This is a genomic window from Streptomyces sp. DH41, from assembly GCF_029813785.1.
Lineage (GTDB): Bacteria > Actinomycetota > Actinomycetes > Streptomycetales > Streptomycetaceae > Streptomyces.
On record NZ_JARVKY010000001.1, the window covers coordinates 476640 to 494430 of the forward strand.

Sequence of the window (17791 nt, forward strand, 5' to 3'; positions counted from 1 at the left end):
CTGGTTGGTGCCGGGCCAGGTGTCAAGACTTGAAAACGGCGTTGTTGCCCAAGCGTGTTCCGCGCGTCATGGGAATGTGTCGCACCGTGCCCCGCGCCCGTGGGGACAACAGCTCGTGACATCCCGAATTCGCGCAGGTCACAGGCGAGTTAACCAACAGGGGAGGGCTCGCGGGAGCCCGTTCGGGAGTCACCGGACATTTCTGGGCCAGAATGAGGCCAGCCCCCCACAGAGCACCGGAAGGTGAACGATGCGCCCTGCCGAACCGCCGCCCCCCGCCGCGGACGTCCGGCGCCCGACCCTGAACGCCGTCGCCGCCCGCGCCGGCGTCGGCCGCGGCACGGTCTCCCGGGTCATCAACGGGTCGCCCAAGGTCAGCGACCGCTCCCGCGCGGCCGTGGAGCAGGCCATCGCCGAGCTCGGCTACGTCCCCAACCCGGCCGCCCGCTCCCTGGTCACCCGGCGCACCGACTCCGTGGCGCTCGTGGTCCCCGACGCCGAGACGCGGTTGTTCTCCGAGCCGTACTTCTCCGGCATCATCCGGGGGGTGTCCGCCGGGCTCGCGAGCGCCGGGATGCGGCTGCTGCTGGTGATGGTGCGCGACGAGAAGGAGTACGCGCGACTCGCCCCCTATCTGTCCGGGCAGCACGTGGACGGGGTGCTGATGGTCGCGGTGCACAGCGACGACACGCTGCCCGACCAACTGGAGGCGCTCGCCATCCCGACCGTGCTGGCCGGCCGGCGCGGTGACCGGGAGACATTGGGGCACGTCCGCGCGGACAACCGCGGCGGCGCCGGGAGCGCCGTCCGGCACCTGCTGGCGGGCGGCCGGCGAGTCGTCGGCACCATCACCGGACCACTGGACATGGAGGCCGCCCGGGAGCGCCTCGCCGGATACCGCGACGCCCTGCGGGACGCGGGTGTCGCGGTCGACGAGGACCTGGTCGCGGACGGCGACTTCACCGAGGAGGGCGGACGCGCGGCCATGCGGGAACTGCTGCGCCGGCGCCCCGGCCTGGACGCGGTGTTCGCCGCCTCGGACGTGATGGCCTCCGGCGCCGTACTGGAACTGCGCGCGGCGGGCCTGCGGGTGCCCGACGACGTGGCCGTGGTCGGGTTCGACGACTCGATCGTGGCCCGGCACATCGACCCGCCGCTGACCAGCGTCCGCCAGCCGCTGGAGGAGATGGGCCGCAGCATGGCGGACCTCCTCCTGGACGAGATCGCCGAACGCGGCTCGGGGCACCGCGGAGTGGTCCTGGCGACGCGGCTGGTGGTACGGGAGTCGGCCTGAGGGGACCTTGCCGCCGCGCCTCGACGGGCCGTGGGAGCGACGGGCGACGGGCGACGGGACAAGTGGTGGGGGAAGTGCGGTCACGGAGTGGGCTTTTATTGTGGGAGCGCTCCCATGCATAATGAGGTACCCGACCCGTGGGAGCGATTCCATGCCTGAACCACGTCCTGTCTCCTTCCCTCCCGCCTTCCTGTGGGGCGCCGCGACCTCGGCGTATCAGATCGAGGGCGCGGTGCGCGAGGACGGCCGCACCCCTTCGATCTGGGACACCTTCAGCCACACGCCGGGGAAGACGGCCGGTGGCGAGAACGGTGACATCGCCGTCGACCACTACCACCGCTACCGCGAAGACGTGGCGCTGATGAAGGACCTGGGACTGGGCGCCTACCGCTTCTCCATCTCCTGGCCCCGCGTGCAGCCGACCGGCCGCGGCCCCGCCGTCCAGCGCGGCCTGGACTTCTACCGCCGCCTGGTGGACGAGCTGCTGGCCGCCGGGATCAAGCCGGCCGTCACCCTCTACCACTGGGATCTGCCGCAGGAGTTGGAGGACGCGGGCGGCTGGCCCGAGCGGGACACCGCCTACCGGTTCGCCGAGTACGCGCAGATCGTCGGCGAGGCGCTCGGCGACCGGGTGGAGCAGTGGATCACGCTCAACGAGCCGTGGTGCGCCGCCTTCCTCGGCTACGCCTCCGGTGTGCACGCCCCCGGCCGTACCGACCCGGCCGCCTCGCTGCGCGCCGCGCACCACCTGAACCTGGCGCACGGCCTCGGCACGGTGGCACTGCGTTCGGTGATGCCGGCCCGCAACTCGGTGGCGATCAGCCTCAACACCTCCGCCGTCCGGCCGCTGTCGCAGCAGCCGGCGGACCTGGCGGCGGCGCGGAAGATCGACGACCTGTCCGGCGGGATCTTCCACGGCCCGATGCTGCACGGCGCCTACCCGCAGACGCTGCTGGAGGCGACGGCACCGGTCACCGACTGGTCGTACGTCGAGGACGGCGACCTGGGGCTGATCCGCCAGCCGCTGGACGCGATCTGCCTCAACTACTACACGCCCACCGTGGTGTCGGCGGCGGACGCGGACTCGCGCGTCCGCAGCTCCGGCGGACACGGCGAGAGCGACCACTCGCCGTGGCCGGCCGCGGACGACGTGGCGTTCCACCAGCCGCCGGGCGAGCGTACGGAGATGGGCTGGAGCGTGGACCCGACCGGCCTGCACGAACTGATCATGCGGTACCACCGTGAGGCTCCCGGCCTGCCGCTGTACATCAGTGAGAACGGTGCCGCCTACGACGACAAGCCCGGCGCGGACGGCACGGTGCACGACCCCGAGCGGGTCGCCTACCTGGACGGCCACCTCCGGGCGGTCCGCCGGGCCATCACCGACGGCGCCGACGTCCGCGGCTACTACCTGTGGTCCCTGCTGGACAACTTCGAGTGGGCCTACGGCTACGAGAAGCGGTTCGGCGCGGTGTACGTCGACTACGCCTCCCAGGAGCGCATCCCGAAGTCGAGCGCCCTCTGGTACGGGCGGGCGGCCCGCACGGGGTCGCTGCCGCCGGTGGAGTCGGCCGCCGAGTAGCCCCGTCCGGGGAGGACGGGGAAACAGGGGGACGGGGAAAACAGGGGGACGGACGCGGGGCGCGGCAGCCGACGGGGGGTGCCGCGCCCCGTCCGCGGACCCGGAGCCGGCCCGGCCACCGGACTGCCCGCCGGCCGACGCGGGAACTGGAACGCGATGTCAACGACCGGTCGACGTCACCTGAGTGGTCGGGGCCGGCCGGGGCTGCCTACGGCGGCGTACGGCCCCCCGGTGTCCGCGCCGCCGTACCGGCGCCGCCCGCCCGTCCAGCTGGATCCAGATCCGCACCTCGGTGCCGCCGAGGACGGAGGAGCCGATCCGTACGTCCCCGCCCGTCGACTCCGCCAGCCGGCGCACGATGTCCAGGCCGAGTCCGGTCGACCCGTCGCTGCCGGAACCCCGGCCGCGGGCCATCGCCGCTTCGGGGTCGGCTATGCCGGGGCCCGCGTCCGAGACGAGCACGATCACCGCGTCCTCGCCGTTGTGCAGGTCGACCGCGAAGGCCGTGCCCTCGGCGGTGTGCCGGAAGACGTTGCCGAGCAGGGCGTCGAGGGAGGCTGCCAGGTCGGCGCGGGCCACGGGTACGCGCACCGGCCGGTCGGCGCCGGCCACCCGCCACTTGCGGCCCTCGTCCTCGGCGAGCGCGGACCAGAACGCCATCCGTTCCCGGACCACCTCGGCCGCGTCGCACCCGGCGCCGGGACCGGCCGCGGCCGTCTGCGGCTTGGCGTCCCGGGCGGTGCGGATGATCGTGTCGACCTCGCGTTCCAACTGCTCGACGGCGGCCCGGGTCTGTTCGGCGGCCGGTCCCTCGCCGAGCGAGGCGGCGTTGAGCCGCAGCACGGTCAGCGGGGTGCGCAGGCGGTGGGACAGGTCGGCGGCCAACTCCCTCTCGTTGGCCAGGAGCTGGACGACCTGGTCGGCCATGGAGTTGAACGCGACCGCCGCGAGCCGCAGTTCGTTGGGCCCCTCCACGGGCACCCGTGCGCCCAGTTTGCCCTCCCCCAGTTCGTGCGCGCCCTCGACCAGGCGCCGCGCGGGCTGCACCATCCGTACGCCCAGCCGGTCGGCGACCGCGACCGAGCCGACGATCAGGGCCGCGCCGACCGCCGCGAGCACCGCCCAGGCCGTGCCGACGCCGTTGGTGACCTCGGACTCGGGGACGTACACCTCGACGACGGCGATCTCTCCCGAGCTGAGCGCGACCGGCTGGAGCAGCGTGGAGCCGCCGGACACCTCCGTGGTGGAGGCGCGTCCCATCTCGCGTACGGCGGCGATGTCCTCGTCGGTGGCGCGCTGCCGGCCGATGTCGGCACCGCCGCGCGCCGTGCCGTCCGGGCCGCCGCTCTCCTCGCCGGCCGCCGGTATGTGCACGGCCATCCCGGCGTCCGAGCCGGCGGAGGCGACGACACGCTCCAACTGCTCGCGGTCGGTGGTGATGGACAGTGCCGGGGCGACGGCGGCGGCCTCCCGTTCCGCGTTGGAGAAGGCGCGGTCGCGGGCCATCTCCCGGATGACCAGTCCGAGCGGGACCGCGAAGGCGACCACGACCATCGCGGTGACCGCGAGCGACACCTTGACCAGGGCCCACCTCATCGTGGCGGCTCCACTCCGGGCGGACCGGCGGCCGGGCCGGCGGGCGGCTCCGTGGGCGGCTCCAGTTTCACGCCGACACCGCGCAGGGTGTGCAGATAACGCGGCCGGGCGGCGGTCTCGCCGAGCTTGCGCCGCAGCCAGGACAGGTGGACGTCGATGGTCTGGTCGTCGCCGTAGGACTGCTGCCAGACCTCGGCGAGCAGTTCCTTGCGGGGGACGACCACTCCCGGCCGGCCGGCCAGGAAGGCGAGCAGGTCGAACTCCCGGCGGGTCAGGTCGAGCCGTACGCCGTTCAGTTCGGCCTGGCGGCGCAGCGGGTCGACGGTGAGGCCGCCGACCCGGATGACGGTCGACGGGGCCGCCTGAGCGGGTCCGGTCCGGGCGCGGCGCAGTACGGCCGCCATCCGGGCCGACAGGTGCTCCACGGAGAACGGCTTGGTGAGGTAGTCGTCCGCTCCCGCGTTCAACAGCCGTACGATCTCCGTCTCGTCGTCCCGGGCGGTGGCGACGATCACCGGTACGTCGGTGATGCCGCGCAGCATCTTCAGCGCCTCGGAGCCGTCCAGGTCGGGCAGTCCGAGGTCGAGGATCACCACGTCGAAACGGAAATGGGCGACCTCGCGCAGCGCCTCCAGCGCCGTACCGACGCTGCGCACGGTGTGCGAGGCGTCGGTCAGGTGCCGGATGAGCGCCGAGCGTACGAACTGGTCGTCCTCGACCACGAGCACACTTGCCATGGGCGGCACCGTACGCCATGCGGTCGAGGCCGGTGCGGGCCTGTGGACAACCACGGCCCCGCCCCCGGGTTGGCCTCGTTCCGTCTCCGTTCCGCTTCTGTCGGGCGACACGTGTGTGACGCGTGAGGCAGTATGGCCGCGATGCGCAGAGGACTCGTACACGTACTCGCCTGGCTCCTCGCCACCGGCGCCGCGGTCACGCTGTCGTGGTGGGGTGTCCACACGGTGATGGCGGGCACGGCCTACGACCGGCCCCGCGCCCTGCCCATCACGGCGGCCGACGCGTCCGTGCGCGACTCGCGGGAATCGGACGCGGCAAAGGGCGACGGCGGCTCGGAGTCGCTGGCCTCCTCCACCAGGCGGCCGTCCCCGTCGGGGAGTCCGTCGCCGACGCCGAGCGGCACACCCCGCGAGCCGAGGCCCGCTCCGTCGCGGACGGCGACGGCCACCGCTCCCGCCGCTCCCGATCCGTCCCCGACCGCGTCCGGCCGGGTCAGGAGCTACGACACCGAGGGCGGCCGTGCGGTGTTCGACCTCGGTACGTCGTCCGCGTCCCTGGTGTCGGCGACGCCGGGCGCGGGCTGGTCGATGCAGGTGTGGAAGACGGAGTCCTGGATCCGGGTGGAGTTCACCTCCGGCGCGGACCGGGTGTCGGTGTTCTGCACCTGGCACGACTCGGCGCCCCGGGTGGAGATCGGGAACTACTGAGTCACCGGAAGACGGACGGGGGCGGCGCCGGGGAGGCCACCGCCGCCGCGTCCTCCACGGGTGCGGCGCCGCCGGTGAAGTCGGTCAGCGCGCGGCCGTGCTCCACGCGCGCCGGCTGCGGGTCACAGGCGGCGCGGCGGGTGAGTTCGGCGACCGGCAGCGGGTGGTCGCAGGCGACGAGGACCGCGTTGCCGAAGCGTTTGCCGCGCAGCACGGCGGGGTCGGCGACGAGGGCGAGTTCCGGGAAGCGGTCGGCGGCGGTGGCGATCTGGCCGCGCAGGTGGGCGAGCGGCGGGCCGTCGGCGAGGTTGGCGGCGAAGATCCCGCCGGGCGCGAGCGCGCGCCGGACTTCGTCGAGGAACTCGGTGGACGTCAGGTGGGCGGGGGTGCGGGCCCCGCTGAACACGTCCGCGATGACCAGTTGTGCCCAGCCGTCGGGCACCTTGGCCAGCCCGGCGCGGGCGTCGGTGGAACGCACCCGGATCCGCGCGCCGGGGTCCAGGGGAAGCTCCCGGCGGACCAGTTGGACGAGGCCGGCGTCCTTCTCGACGACCTGCTGGGTGGAGCGGGGCCGGGTGGCGGCGATGTAGCGGGCGAGGGTGAAGGCGCCACCGCCGAGGTGTACGGCCTGGAGGGGTCTGCCGGCCGGGGCGGCCAGGTCGATGACGTGCCCGAGGCGGCGCTGGTACTCGAAGGACAGGAACGCCGGGTCGTCGAGGTCGACGTGCGACTGCGGGGCGCCGTCGATCAGCAGCGTCCAGGCCCTGGTGCGTTCCCGGTCGGGGACCAGCTCGGCGAGCCCGCCGTCGACGTTCTCGGTGACGGTTTCGACGGCAGCGCGCCCGCGACGGGCGTTCCTGGACTTTCCCATCGGTCCATTATCGGCGCACCCGCGGGACGCCCTGCCGGCTGTCCCGGCACCCGGCACCCGGCGTCTCGGGTCCGGCACCCGGCGCCCCCGCGCACCGCGGCAGTCCGGCGGCACCGCGGCAGCTCAGCGGCAGCTGTCCGCGGCCTCGATCAGCCGGGCCGCCTCGCCCAGCGCGGCCCGCAGCACGGCGGGGTCGGTGGCCAGGTCGGCGTCGCCCGGCGGCAGCAACCAGTCCGAGCCCTCCACGGGGGGCTCGGGAGGCTCGGGAGCCGGGTCGACGTGCGGTCCGCGGCCGTCCGTCTCCGTGCAGGTGCTTCCCGGCACGTCCCAGGCGGCGGCCGTGCCCGGGGGTACCAGGAACCCCAGGGTGTCGCAGCCGTCGTCGTGGATCACCGGGCCCACCCCCTCACCGGTGCCTCGCCTGAGGATGTCGACCGCCTCCAGACCCTGCCGGGTCGGCACGGTGACGACGTCGCAGGCGTCGCAGGGGTGATCGCTGATCCGTCCGGTATCCATCCCGGCCTCCACCACGGAACTCCTCCTTGGACGAGCGGATCGGGAGTCGGGAGCCTCCCGGTCCACAGGGTTCAACGCCTCGGACCGTCAACGGCTACGGCACGAATCAGCCGCAAAGGATGGCACTTCATGGCGGATCGTGCGTGAGATATCCGGTTTGTAGCCAAACACCGCGTGGCCGCTCCGTCACAGCCGGTACGTTCTTGCTCGCCGGAAGCAGGGCTGACAGACGGAGAGATCCGCACAACCCGTCCCTGTCCCGGCATGTGGTTCGCAGGTTCGCACGAGAGGACCCGGCCATGGCGTCGTCAATGGTGACCTCCGCCCAGCCCGAACGGCCCCAGCGGCCGAACCTGGCCTTCCGGCGGTTGCGCGGAAAACGCTCGCCGGCCGAGTTCGCGGCGGCGGTGCGCAGGGCCGCGCGTGAGATCGGCGAGCGGGTCAGCTGTGACGCGCGCTACGTCGGACGGGTCGAGGCGGGCGAGATCCGTTGCCCGAACTACGCGTACGAGCGGGTGTTCCTCCACATGTTCCCCGGCCGGACGCTCACCGACCTGGGGTTCGCGCCCCGCTCGTCGGTACGCGGACGCCGGACCCGCACCGCGAGTGAGACGAGAGGGGCGGACGAGCCGTATGAGACGCAGGACACGCAGAACCCGTACGACAGGCATGACAACGACAACGAGGAGAGCGACGTGCTGCGTCGCGCATTCATGACGAGCGGTGCCACGGCGGCCGCCGCCTCGCTGGGCCCCCTGGGGCTCGCCCTCGACGCCGCGGCGGCACAGCGCCCCGTGCGGCGGGCCGGGGCGGGCGACGCGGGCGCCCTGGAAGACGCCGTCCGCCGGATCCGGCTGCTCGACGACCGGCACGGCGCGGACGGTCTCTACCGGCGCGCGGCAGCCCCGCTGCGCACGGCGTACGCGTTGCTGGACGCCGGAGCGACCCGGCAGGCGACGGCGGACCGGCTCTACTCGGGCGCCGGTGAGCTGGCGATCTCCGTGGGCTGGCTGGCGCACGATTCCGGACGCTTCGACGACGCGCGCTCGCACTACGCCGAGGCCCTCGCCACTTCCCGGATGACCGGCGACGCGGGCCTGGAGGCGCACGCCTTCTGCAACATGGCGTTCCTGGCCCGCGACGCCGGCCGGCCGCGCGAGGCGGTACGGGCGGCCCAGGCCGCGCAGCGCGCCGCCCGGCCGCTGGGCTCGGCCCGGCTGATGTCCCTGCTGGCGCTGCGCGAGGCGGGCGGCTGGGCGGGGCTCGCCGACCGCGTCGGCTGCGAGCAGGCGCTGGCCCGCGCCCAGGCCTTCTACGTACGAGGTTCCTCGGACGCCGACCCCGAGTGGATGAGCTTCTACGGCGAGGCCGAGCTGGAGGGGCTGGAGGCCCAGTGCTGGTCCACCCTCGGCGACTGGCCCCGGGCGGCCCGGCACGCGCGTCGGGCGGCCGGACTGCAGGACCCGCACTTCACCCGCAACCTCGCGCTGTACTCGGCGGAACTGGCGGACGACCTGGCCCGCGGCGGTCGCCCCGACGAGGCGGCGGGGGCGGGTATGCGGGTCCTGGACCTCCTGGGCGAGGTCCAGTCGTCCCGCATCCACACGATGCTGGCCGGCACGGCCCGGGTGCTCCTCCCCCACCGCCGCGCCTCGGGCGTATCGCCCTTCCTGGACCGCCACGCGTCCCTGCCACGGACGGCGTGAGCGCCGTCCGCACACGGCCGGGGGCAGTCCTGCCGCCTTCTCAGGGCGGCGCCCGCGCCCCCCGGCCACGCGTCGGCCCCCGCACCGGTCGGCGGCGGCGTCAGCCCGCCGACGTCAGCCCGCCAAGTGCCCCAGGTCGTTCCAGCTCTCCAGCGCCGGCTCCCCGTACGCCCATCCCAGCACCGACAGCGACGTCGGATTCAGCCGTATCCGCGCCGCGAAGTCCAGCGGCAGCCCCAGCCACCGCGCTCCGATCGACCGGAGTATGTGCCCGTGGGCGAAGACGAGGACGTCGCGGTCCGCCTCACGCGCCCACGCCACCACCTCGTCCGCGCGCGCGGTGACGTCCGCCAGGCTCTCGCCCTCCGGGACCCCGTCCCGCCAGATCAGCCAGCCGGGCCGGACGGCCTGGATCTCGTCCGGCGTCATGCCCTCGTACGCCCCGTAGTCCCACTCCATCAGCGTGTCCCAGGTCCGGGCGCGCTCGCCGAAGCCGGCGAGTTCACAGGTCTCCCGCGCGCGGACCAGCGGGCTGGTGCGTACCTCGACCCCGGGCAGCCCTTCCAGCGGCGCCCGGTGCAGCCGCTCGCCGAGCAGTTTGGCGCCGCGCCGGCCCTCTTCCAGGAGCGGCACGTCGGTCCGGCCGGTGTGTCTGCCGGACAGCGACCACTCCGTCTGTCCGTGCCGGGCCAACAGGATGCGCGGTGCCATGAAGGGGCCTTTCCGGGAGAAATGTCGGAGGAGACGTCTCCATCATCGCGCACGTCGTGCGCGGGCAACCCGGCGGGCGATGTGGGCGTCTTCCAGGTCCGAGGGCGCTCCGTGAAGCGGGCGCACGAAGGCCGTAGAGTGGCACGCCCGTGTCCGTTCCGAGGCGCGCGCGAGAACGAAGGGGGAGGGCGATCGGATTGCCGCACACCGAGACACCGGGCACCGAGGCTGCCCCGAAACCTCGGCCGCGCTGGTGGACCGAGCTGCCGCTCATCGTCCTCGTGTACGCCTGCTACTCCGCGGGCCGCCTCCTCGTCCGGGGCGACGTCTCCGACGCGGTCGACCACGGTCTGGCCATCCTGCGCATAGAGAAGGTGCTCTTCCTCAACGCGGAGCACCCGCTCAACGACCTCTTCACCAACAATCCCTGGATCGGGATACCGGCCGACTTCTGGTACGCGTCGCTGCACTACGGGGTCACCCCGGCGATCCTGATCTGGATCTTCCGCTCGCGCACCGTGCGCTACCGGGCCGCCCGCACCTGGCTGATGACGTCCACGTTCATCGGCCTCATCGGCTTCACCCTGCTGCCGACCTGCCCGCCCCGCCTGCTGGACGCGAGCCACGGCTTCGTCGACACGATGGCCCAGTACAGCTCGTACGGCTGGTGGGGCGCCGAGGCGAGTGCGCCGCGCGGCCTGGGCGGGCTGACCAACCAGTACGCGGCCATGCCCAGCCTGCACGTGGGCTGGGCCGTGTGGTGCGGCGTGATGCTGTGGCGCTACGGCGGGACGCGCACGGCGAAGGTGGCCGGCATCGTCTACCCGCTGGTGACCGTGATCGTGGTGATGGGCACCGCGAACCACTACTTCCTCGACGCGGTCGCGGGCGTGGCCGTGATGGGCGCGGGACTGTTGCTGACGCCGTTCGTGCTGCGGAGCGCGGACCGGGTGCGGGCCCGGTTGGTGACCCGCTTCACCCCCGCCGCGCAGGCCCCGGCCGGCACGAGTTCCGCGATTGTCAGTGGTGGATGCCAGACTTCCGCGGGTGAGCGATTTCCACGGCAGCGCGAGCAGCGGTTCGGAGCGGGAGCCGAGCCGGACCCCGCCCCCTCGGACGCGGGGGACGAGACTCCGGCACCGGCTCGCTGAGCTGCGCGGTCCCGACGTACCGGCCAAGGCGCTGGACGCGCGCGCCCTGGCCGCCCTCGCCGCCAACCCCGGGTGCCGCCGGCGCGCGATCCTCGACGGTGCCGGGGTGGACAAGGGCCTGCTCGCCGGCGCGCTGGGCTCGCCGTCGGTCTTCGGACAGTCGCAGTTCGCCTTCACGCGGGGCAACGCCTTCGAGGCCCGGGTGAAGGCGGACGGCGGCGCGGAGCTGCTGCGACTCGTGCACGAGAAGCTGGACCGGGACGCCGAGCCGCCCGCCGGCGCGCACGTACCGGACCTGTCCGCGACCGGCCCCGAGGGCCGCGCGGCCCGCACGTCGCTGGCACTGCGGGAGGCCACCGGCACACCCGCTGCCCCCGAGTCATCCGGCACACCAGGTGCGCCCGGCACCTGGACGCTCCTCGACCACCCGATGCTCGCCCTCGATGTCGCCGGTTCCCCCGCCTTCCTGGAGCCGGACGCCGTCGTGGTGCATCCGGACGGCAGCTGGACGGTCGTCGAGATCAAGTCCTTCCCCATGCTGGACGGCTCCGCCGACCCGGCGAAGGTCGGCGCCGCCGCCCGGCAGGCCGCGGTGTACGTGCTGGCCCTGGAGCGGGTCGCCGCCCGGCTGGACCCCGCCCCGCGCGTCCGCCACCGGGTGCTGCTCGTCTGCCCGAAGGACTTCTCCAACCTGCCCACCGCGTCCGCCGTCGACGTGCGCAAGCAGCGCGCGGTCACCGACCGCCAGCTGGCCCGTCTGACCCGCATCGAGGACATCGCCGACACGCTCCCCGAGGGTGTCTGCTTCTCCCCCGAGCTGCCGGCCGAGGAGCTGACGGCGGCGGTCGAGTCGGTCCCGGCGACGTACGCGCCCGAGTGCCTGTCCGCCTGCGAGCTGGCCTTCCACTGCCGCGGCCGCTCCCGCGAGGCCGGCGCGGTGACCTCGCTGGGCCGCCCGGTACGGGCCGAGCTCGGTGGTCTGTCGACGGTGGAGGACGTGCTGGCGGCGGCCCACGGGGAGGCCGGCGACCCGGACGATCCGGCGGTGGCCGCCCTTCGCCGGGCGGCCCGGCTACGTGCGGAGGCGCTCGCGACGGCCGGCATCAGAACCGGCGGGAGCGCCATCAGTGGCACCAGCGGATACGACGGATACGACGGCATGGGGCTCGGCGCCGGCGGGCTCGGCGGCAGCGAAGCCGGTGGGAGCGAGGTGCCCTGATGTCACTGATCACCACGCTCGCCCGTCTGGAGGCCGTGCGCACCGGCCGTGCCCAGCCCGCCGCCACCGTCCGGCACCGGCACCTGTCCGACCGTCCGCTTGTCTTCGTACCGCTGATCACCGCCGGTGAGGCCGGTGCCCCGCTCGGCGCGCTGGTCGGCACCGACCGGGACGCGCCGCATCTGCTGGTCGTCCCGCAGCCCCGCGACCGCGACCTGCGCTTCGCGTTCCTGGCCGAGCTGGCCGGCATCGTGCTGCCACACGTCGAGTCGTACGCCGACAGTGTCGAGACCGCCGAGCGCACCGAGACCGACCCCGAGTCGGGCAAGCGGGTCAAGGTCGAGGTCGATCTGTGCGCGGACGCCGCGCAGCTGATCGTGCCGAGCCGGGCCGGTATCGACTTCGTGCGGCTGCTGGGCCGGTCGATGCGTTTCCGGCGTACGGCGGAGCAGGACCCGGAGACGCCGCACCCCGCGCCGCCGAGGGTGCCGCTGCTCGGCCGGTGGCTGACCCACTACGGCGAGCGGGCCCGGGTACCCGGCTCCTCCCTCCTGCTGGCCATGACCGACCTGCTGGGCCGGCAGTGGGCGACCGGGCAGTCCACGCTGGAGGACCAGCATCTGGGGGCGCTGCTGGCCTGGATCGCCCCGGAGGCCGACGGTGCGGGACTGACCGGCGCACAGGCCGCGCACCGTGCGGAACTCGCCCGCGACGCCGACGGCCAGCTGCTGTGCCCGCCCGCGGGCCCGGCGACCGACCCCGCCTTCGACAACAAGCTGCTCGCCCCCGCCATCGAGCGTTACGACCGTGCCCGCACCGCGCTCGCCGCCGCCGAGGACGGCCTGGAGGCCGACGAACGGCTCGGCGCGCTCAGTGCCGCCGAACAGGAGATCCGCACCCTGGTCGAGAGCCGTACGCGGCCCACCTGGGACACGGTGTGGCGGGGCCTTGACCTGCTGCGGGAGCTGCCCGCCGGCGCCCATGTCGAGGACCGCTGGACCCGCGACCGCTGGTCGTTCACGTCCCACCGCGACCGCATCCTGTCCGGTGAGCCTCCGCAGCCGCGCCGCGACGACGCGGTGACCGCGGCGAACAAGCTCGCCACCCGCGAGCGCGAACAGGCCCGGCTGGAGGCCCAGGAGGCGCTGGACGATCCGCTGGTGATGGCCGGGCGGCGGCTGTCCGGTGAGGCGTTCACCGGTGAGGTCACCGACGTGGTGATGGCGTACAGCGAGAGCAAGCGGCCCAGTCCGCGCCCGCTGGTCACGGTCCGCACGGACGACCGCCCGCACCTGGGCGAGCGCGTGAAGGTCTACCGGTCACTGGGCGGCAAGCCGCAGGCGGCGGAGTACGTCGGACCGGCCGACGGGGGCGGGGCCGAGGACGGGGACGAGGGCGCGCTGGTCCTGCGGATCGTCGACAAGATGGGCCGCGGCAAGGAGCCGGAGGCCGGGTCGGTGCCGGAGAAGGGCGACCTGGTCTGTTTCACCCTCTTCGAGCACGAGCAGCGGGGCGGGGCGAAGCTGCCCGACCCGGACCGGACCCCGTGGACGCACGGCGGCCCGCCCGGTGAGACGGCCGCCGTGCCCGAGTCGGCCGACGCCCAGACGGAGGAGGACGTCCTATGACCCCCGAGGCCCCCACGGTCCCCGTCGACGACCAGGCCGTCCCCATGGACGACCAGGCCGTCCCCATGGACAACCAGGCCGTCCCCGTCGACGGCCTGGCCGCCGCCTCGGCGTTCGACCCGGGCGCCGAGGCCGCCCGCGCCACCGCCGCGATCCTCCACGACACCCTGCACGGCACCGAACGCGGTGTCGTCGTCGACTCCCCGCCGGGCGCCGGCAAGTCCACGCTCGTGGTGCGGGCGGCGCTGGAGCTGGCCGAGGCCGGCCACTCCCTGATGGTCGTGGCGCAGACCAACGCCCAGGTCGACGACCTGGTCCTGCGTCTCGCCGAGAAGGACCCCGACCTGCCGGTGGGCCGTCTGCACAGCAGTGACGCCGACCCGTACGACAAGGCACTCGACGCGCTGGCGAACGTACGCAAGTCGGCGAAGGCCGCCGACCTCGCCGGGCAGGCCGTCGTCCTGTCCACGGCCGCGAAGTGGGCGCACGTCAAGGTGGACGAGCCGTGGCGGTACGCGATCGTCGACGAGGCGTACCAGATGCGCTCGGATGCGCTGCTGGCGGTCGCCGGACTCTTCGAGCGGGCGCTGTTCGTGGGCGACCCGGGTCAGCTGGACCCGTTCGCGACCGTGGGCAGCGAGCAGTGGGCGGGCCTGTCGTACGACCCGTCGGCATCCGCGGTGACGACACTCCTCGCCCACAACCCCGCGCTCCCCCAGCACCGGCTGCCGGTGTCGTGGCGCCTCCCGGCGTCGGCGGCGCGGCTCGTCTCCGACGCGTTCTACCCGTACACGCCGTTCCGCAGCGGCACGGACCACGGCGACCGGGCCCTGGGCTTCGCGGTGGCGTCGGACGGCTCGGGCCCCGACCAGGTGATCGACGAGGCCGCCCGCTCGGGCTGGGGCCTGCTGGAGCTGCCCCCACGGCACACCCCGCGCACCGATCCGGAGGCGGTGCGGGCGGTGGCGGCGGTGGTCCGGCGGCTCCTCGACCGGGAGGGCGCGGCGACCTCCGAACGCTCCCCCGACCCCGCTCCTCTGACCGCCGACCGCATCGCCGTCGGCACGGCGCACCGGGACCAGGCGGCCGCGGTACGGGCCGCGCTGGCCGACCTCGGGGTGACCGAGGTGACCGTCGACACGGCCAACCGGCTCCAGGGCCGCGAGTACGACGTCACCGTCGTCCTCCACCCTCTCTCCGGCCGCCCGGACGCCACCGCCTTCCACCTGGAGACGGGCCGCCTGTGCGTCCTGGCCTCCCGGCACCGGCACGCGTGCATCGTGGTCTGCCGCGAGGGCGTGAGCGGACTGCTGGACGACTACCCGTCCACGGAGCCGGTCCAGCTGGGCACGCTGGTGAAGTTCCCGGACGGCTGGGAGGCGAACCACGCGGTCCTGGCCCACCTGGCGGAGCACCGGGTGGCCTGGCGCCCTTGACCCGGAGCGGAACGCGCCGCGCGTGCGGGCCGCCGTGGAGGCGAGCAGGTGCGGGGGCGGGCGGGGGACTCTCGCCACGGCGAGGACGCTTCGGCCATTTTGTCCTCGGAGTGCTCATTTGAGAGGCCGGTGAACATTCCGCGGGAATCGTTCACGCTTTCCGTCAGGGTGTGCGGGGGTGCGGGCCGGTGCCGGATCAGCGCACCGGGAAACCGGTGTCGTGAGGTCCGGCCACCTCACGGCGGTAGACCTGCCGGGAGCCGCCCTCGGGGCCGGGCCCGGTGACCTCGGCGGGGCGGAAACCCAGGCGCTCGTAGAAGACACGGGCGCCACTCTCCACCGCTCCGGGGTGATCGGCGCCGAAGGTCACCACCTCGACGGTGCCCGGCCCTCTGACGAACCGCCGCACCGCCTCCGTCATCAGCCGCTTGCCGACTCCCAGCCCCCGTGCCTGCCGGTCCACCACCAGCCAGTGCACATGGTGGACCGATGCGTCCACCCCGAACAGCAGTCCCCCCAGAAGTTCGCCGGGCGCCGGAGATTCGGCGACGAGCGCCATGGAGTGCCGTACGTGGTCCTCGACGGCGCGATGGAAACCGGGGTCGTCCACCATCGGGCCGAACCAGTGCTCCACCTGGGCCGCGAGACCGACAAAGCCGGGGAGATCAGCCGGCTGTCCGAGTCTGACGATCATCGGGGCAGTGTGCCAGACCCACGAGGGCCGACCCCGAACGGGCGTTCCGTAGCGGCATCGAGATCGAGTTGGTCGTACGCGACGGTGATCCCGACTCGCCCGTCGCCCCCCCTGGGCGCCCGCCGTCCTGAACCGGGCGCCCAACGCCACGGGCGCCGCCGCTCCTGGACCTTCGAGCTTTCGAGACCGCCGAGACCTGGTTCACTCACGCCGTGCGTGTCCCGCCGGCTGCGGGGCCGTCCCCAGCTCGCACCACACGTACTTGCCCCGGTTGCCGAACCGGGAGAGCGGCTGCCAGCCCCATACGTCGGAGCAGGCCCTGACCATCGCGAGCCCCCGCCCGTCCTCCCGTTCCAAGGCCCGGTCGAACGGCTGCGGCGGCTCCGGCGGCGACGGGTCCGCGTCCCAGGCCCCGAGCCGGAGAACTCCCGTCCCGGACCAGCGCACCCGGAGAGCGGCGGGCCCTTTGGTGTGCCGTACGGCATTACCGACCAGCTCGGTCGCCAGCAGCTCCGCGACGTCGACGAGGCCGATCAGCCCGTGCATCGTCAGGATCAGACGGAGGGTGCGGCGACAAACGGTGACGGCGCGAGGGTCGTTCGGGATGTAGAGGGAGTACTCCCACGGATCGTTTTCGGGCATGCGGGCTCCTTCGGAGATGGGGACGGGAGAGTGGGCTCGCGGTGTCGATGCCGCACCGTCACGGCAGGACGGAGCGGTGCGCTTCCGGCGCCCCGGCGTTGCGCATCGTGTGCGCCGCGTCACTGAAAGTAGGGCATAGTTTTATTACTCAGCAACCCGATCGCGTAACCTTGCCGCGAACGAGCTACCCGAGGGCGCCCGTTGGGCGAGGAGGAAGTTGTGCCGCCGAGACGCACACCCACGGCACGTCAGGAGCGCCTGGGGGCCGAGCTGCGAAAGATGCGAGAAGCCGCAGGACTCAAGGCGACGGAGGCGGCAGCCCTTCTCGGCGTGAACTCCGTCCAGATCAGCCAGATCGAGTCCGGAATCTCCGGGGTGAGCGAGGAACGCCTCCGGCGCCTTGCCGCGCACTACACCTGCCCGGACGAGGAGTTGGTCTCGGCGCTGGCGGTGATGGCATCGGTCCGTACACGCGGTTGGTGGGAGGAGTACCGGGGCTCACTTCCCCACTCGTTCCTGGACCTCTCGGAGTTGGAGCATCACGCCTCCCTCCGGTGGGACGTGGACTTCCTGCACATCCCAGGGCTCCTGCAGACCCCGGACTACGCTCGTGCCCTCTTCTCCTACGTGAACCCTCACTTCTCGGCGGATGAGATCGAGCGCTGGGTGGAGCACCGGATGAAGCGCAGGATCATCATCGAACAGCCGCGGCCGATCCCCTACGAAGCCGTCGTTCACGAAGCGGCCCTGCGCATCAAGGTCGGCGACAGCACCGCGATGAGGGCTCAGCTCTCCCATGTCCTGGACCTCTCCGCGTCCGACCACGTCACCCTGCGCGTCATCCCTTTCACCGTGGACAGGTTCGCCGGCGCCGGGAGCGCGATGGTGTACGCAGGCGGCCCCGTTCCCAAGCTGGACACAGTCGTCCGCGACGCACCCCACGGCACCGTCTTCGTCGACGCCGCGGCACAACTGAGCCACTTTCGAGCACTGTTCCGTAGGGTGAGAGAGGTGGCGTTCGAACCCGAGCGTTCCCGTGACTTCGTTCACCAGCTTGCGAAGGAGCTGTGACCTGATGACCCCCGGCGCCTGGAAGAAGTCGTCCTACTCCGGCGGGGGCGAAGGCAACGCCTGCGTAGAGGTCGCCCACCGCCACCCCCACACAGCCGTCCGCGACTCCAAGGCCCCCACCCGGGCCACGCTCACCTTCCCCACCCCCGCCTTCACCGCCTTCCTCACCACCCTCAAGGCCCCCGCCGGGGAATAACCGGAGACCTCCTCCTGTTACGTCGCGCAGCGA

Annotated in this window: 17 protein-coding genes; 10 read left to right on the forward strand and 7 right to left on the reverse strand. The window is 73.3% G+C overall.

The genetic code is table 11. The features are described 5' to 3' along the window. Positions 1-250: 250 nt before the first annotated feature. Together QC283_RS02070 and QC283_RS02075 are read left to right on the forward strand one after the other, a co-directional pair. A complete protein-coding gene (locus QC283_RS02070; RefSeq protein WP_279559553.1) occupies positions 251-1294 on the forward strand; it encodes a LacI family DNA-binding transcriptional regulator in 1044 nt (347 codons plus the stop codon). Positions 1295-1445: 151 nt separating this feature from the next. Continuing rightward, positions 1446-2876, forward strand: coding sequence for a GH1 family beta-glucosidase (locus QC283_RS02075; RefSeq protein WP_279559554.1), 1431 nt, complete (start codon positions 1446-1448; stop codon positions 2874-2876). A gap of 159 nt (positions 2877-3035) precedes the next feature. On the opposite strand, the gene QC283_RS02080 is transcribed toward QC283_RS02075, so the two are convergent. Continuing rightward, entirely contained in the window at positions 3036-4472 is a 1437-nt protein-coding gene (locus QC283_RS02080) for a sensor histidine kinase (RefSeq protein ID WP_279559555.1), read from the reverse strand. Continuing rightward, positions 4469-5209 (reverse strand): response regulator transcription factor, encoded by a 741-nt coding sequence (locus QC283_RS02085; protein WP_279559556.1) that lies wholly within the window; start codon positions 5207-5209, stop codon positions 4469-4471. Before QC283_RS02085 ends, QC283_RS02080 begins: the two co-directional genes overlap by 4 nt. A gap of 132 nt (positions 5210-5341) precedes the next feature. Between QC283_RS02085 and QC283_RS02090 the strand changes: the two genes are divergently transcribed. After that, positions 5342-5917, forward strand: coding sequence for a hypothetical protein (locus tag QC283_RS02090; RefSeq protein ID WP_279559557.1), 576 nt, complete (start codon positions 5342-5344; stop codon positions 5915-5917). 1 nt (position 5918) lies between these two features. Here the strand turns inward: QC283_RS02090 and QC283_RS02095 are convergent, their stop codons facing one another. Both QC283_RS02095 and QC283_RS02100 read right to left on the reverse strand, forming a co-directional pair. Continuing rightward, the gene (locus tag QC283_RS02095; RefSeq protein WP_279559558.1) at positions 5919-6788 is read right to left on the reverse strand and encodes a spermidine synthase; all 870 of its coding nucleotides are present in this window, start codon (positions 6786-6788) and stop codon (positions 5919-5921) included. A 123-nt stretch (positions 6789-6911) separates the two neighbouring features. Beyond that, the gene (locus QC283_RS02100) at positions 6912-7304 is read right to left on the reverse strand and encodes a hypothetical protein (RefSeq protein WP_279559559.1); all 393 of its coding nucleotides are present in this window, start codon (positions 7302-7304) and stop codon (positions 6912-6914) included. A gap of 299 nt (positions 7305-7603) precedes the next feature. On the opposite strand from QC283_RS02100, the gene QC283_RS02105 reads away from it, so the two are divergent. Then, on the forward strand, positions 7604-9010 hold the full coding sequence (locus tag QC283_RS02105; protein WP_279559560.1) for a hypothetical protein: 1407 nt from the start codon (positions 7604-7606) through the stop codon (positions 9008-9010). Between the two features lie 114 nt (positions 9011-9124). On the opposite strand, the gene QC283_RS02110 is transcribed toward QC283_RS02105, so the two are convergent. Beyond that, a complete protein-coding gene (locus QC283_RS02110) occupies positions 9125-9721 on the reverse strand; it encodes a histidine phosphatase family protein (protein WP_279559561.1) in 597 nt (198 codons plus the stop codon). Positions 9722-9918: 197 nt separating this feature from the next. On the opposite strand from QC283_RS02110, the gene QC283_RS02115 reads away from it, so the two are divergent. The 4 genes from QC283_RS02115 to QC283_RS02130 all read left to right on the forward strand — a co-directional run bounded on the left by QC283_RS02115 (position 9919) and on the right by QC283_RS02130 (position 15155). Then, positions 9919-10872, forward strand: coding sequence for a phosphatase PAP2 family protein (locus tag QC283_RS02115; RefSeq protein ID WP_279559562.1), 954 nt, complete (start codon positions 9919-9921; stop codon positions 10870-10872). Next, positions 10769-12091 (forward strand): hypothetical protein, encoded by a 1323-nt coding sequence (locus QC283_RS02120; protein ID WP_443032526.1) that lies wholly within the window; start codon positions 10769-10771, stop codon positions 12089-12091. The genes QC283_RS02115 and QC283_RS02120 overlap by 104 nt, the downstream gene beginning before the upstream one ends. Continuing rightward, positions 12091-13719 carry a hypothetical protein gene (locus tag QC283_RS02125; protein ID WP_279559563.1) on the forward strand — a complete coding sequence of 543 codons (1629 nt, stop codon included), beginning with the start codon at positions 12091-12093 and terminating at the stop codon, positions 13717-13719. Before QC283_RS02120 ends, QC283_RS02125 begins: the two co-directional genes overlap by 1 nt. A gap of 65 nt (positions 13720-13784) precedes the next feature. Beyond that, positions 13785-15155 (forward strand): AAA domain-containing protein, encoded by a 1371-nt coding sequence (locus QC283_RS02130; protein ID WP_279559766.1) that lies wholly within the window; start codon positions 13785-13787, stop codon positions 15153-15155. A gap of 196 nt (positions 15156-15351) precedes the next feature. On the opposite strand, the gene QC283_RS02135 is transcribed toward QC283_RS02130, so the two are convergent. Continuing rightward, the gene (locus tag QC283_RS02135) at positions 15352-15849 is read right to left on the reverse strand and encodes a GNAT family N-acetyltransferase (RefSeq protein WP_279559564.1); all 498 of its coding nucleotides are present in this window, start codon (positions 15847-15849) and stop codon (positions 15352-15354) included. A gap of 201 nt (positions 15850-16050) precedes the next feature. Continuing rightward, positions 16051-16491: an ATP-binding protein gene (locus QC283_RS02140; protein WP_279559565.1), complete on the reverse strand. Its 441-nt coding sequence runs from the start codon at positions 16489-16491 to the stop codon at positions 16051-16053. A 219-nt stretch (positions 16492-16710) separates the two neighbouring features. Between QC283_RS02140 and QC283_RS02145 the strand changes: the two genes are divergently transcribed. Together QC283_RS02145 and QC283_RS02150 are read left to right on the forward strand one after the other, a co-directional pair. Next, positions 16711-17562, forward strand: a complete 852-nt coding sequence (locus QC283_RS02145) for a helix-turn-helix domain-containing protein (RefSeq protein WP_279559566.1) — start codon at positions 16711-16713, stop codon at positions 17560-17562. 1 nt (position 17563) lies between these two features. Then, positions 17564-17758, forward strand: a complete 195-nt coding sequence (locus tag QC283_RS02150) for a DUF397 domain-containing protein (protein ID WP_279559767.1) — start codon at positions 17564-17566, stop codon at positions 17756-17758. Positions 17759-17791 lie beyond the last annotated feature (33 nt).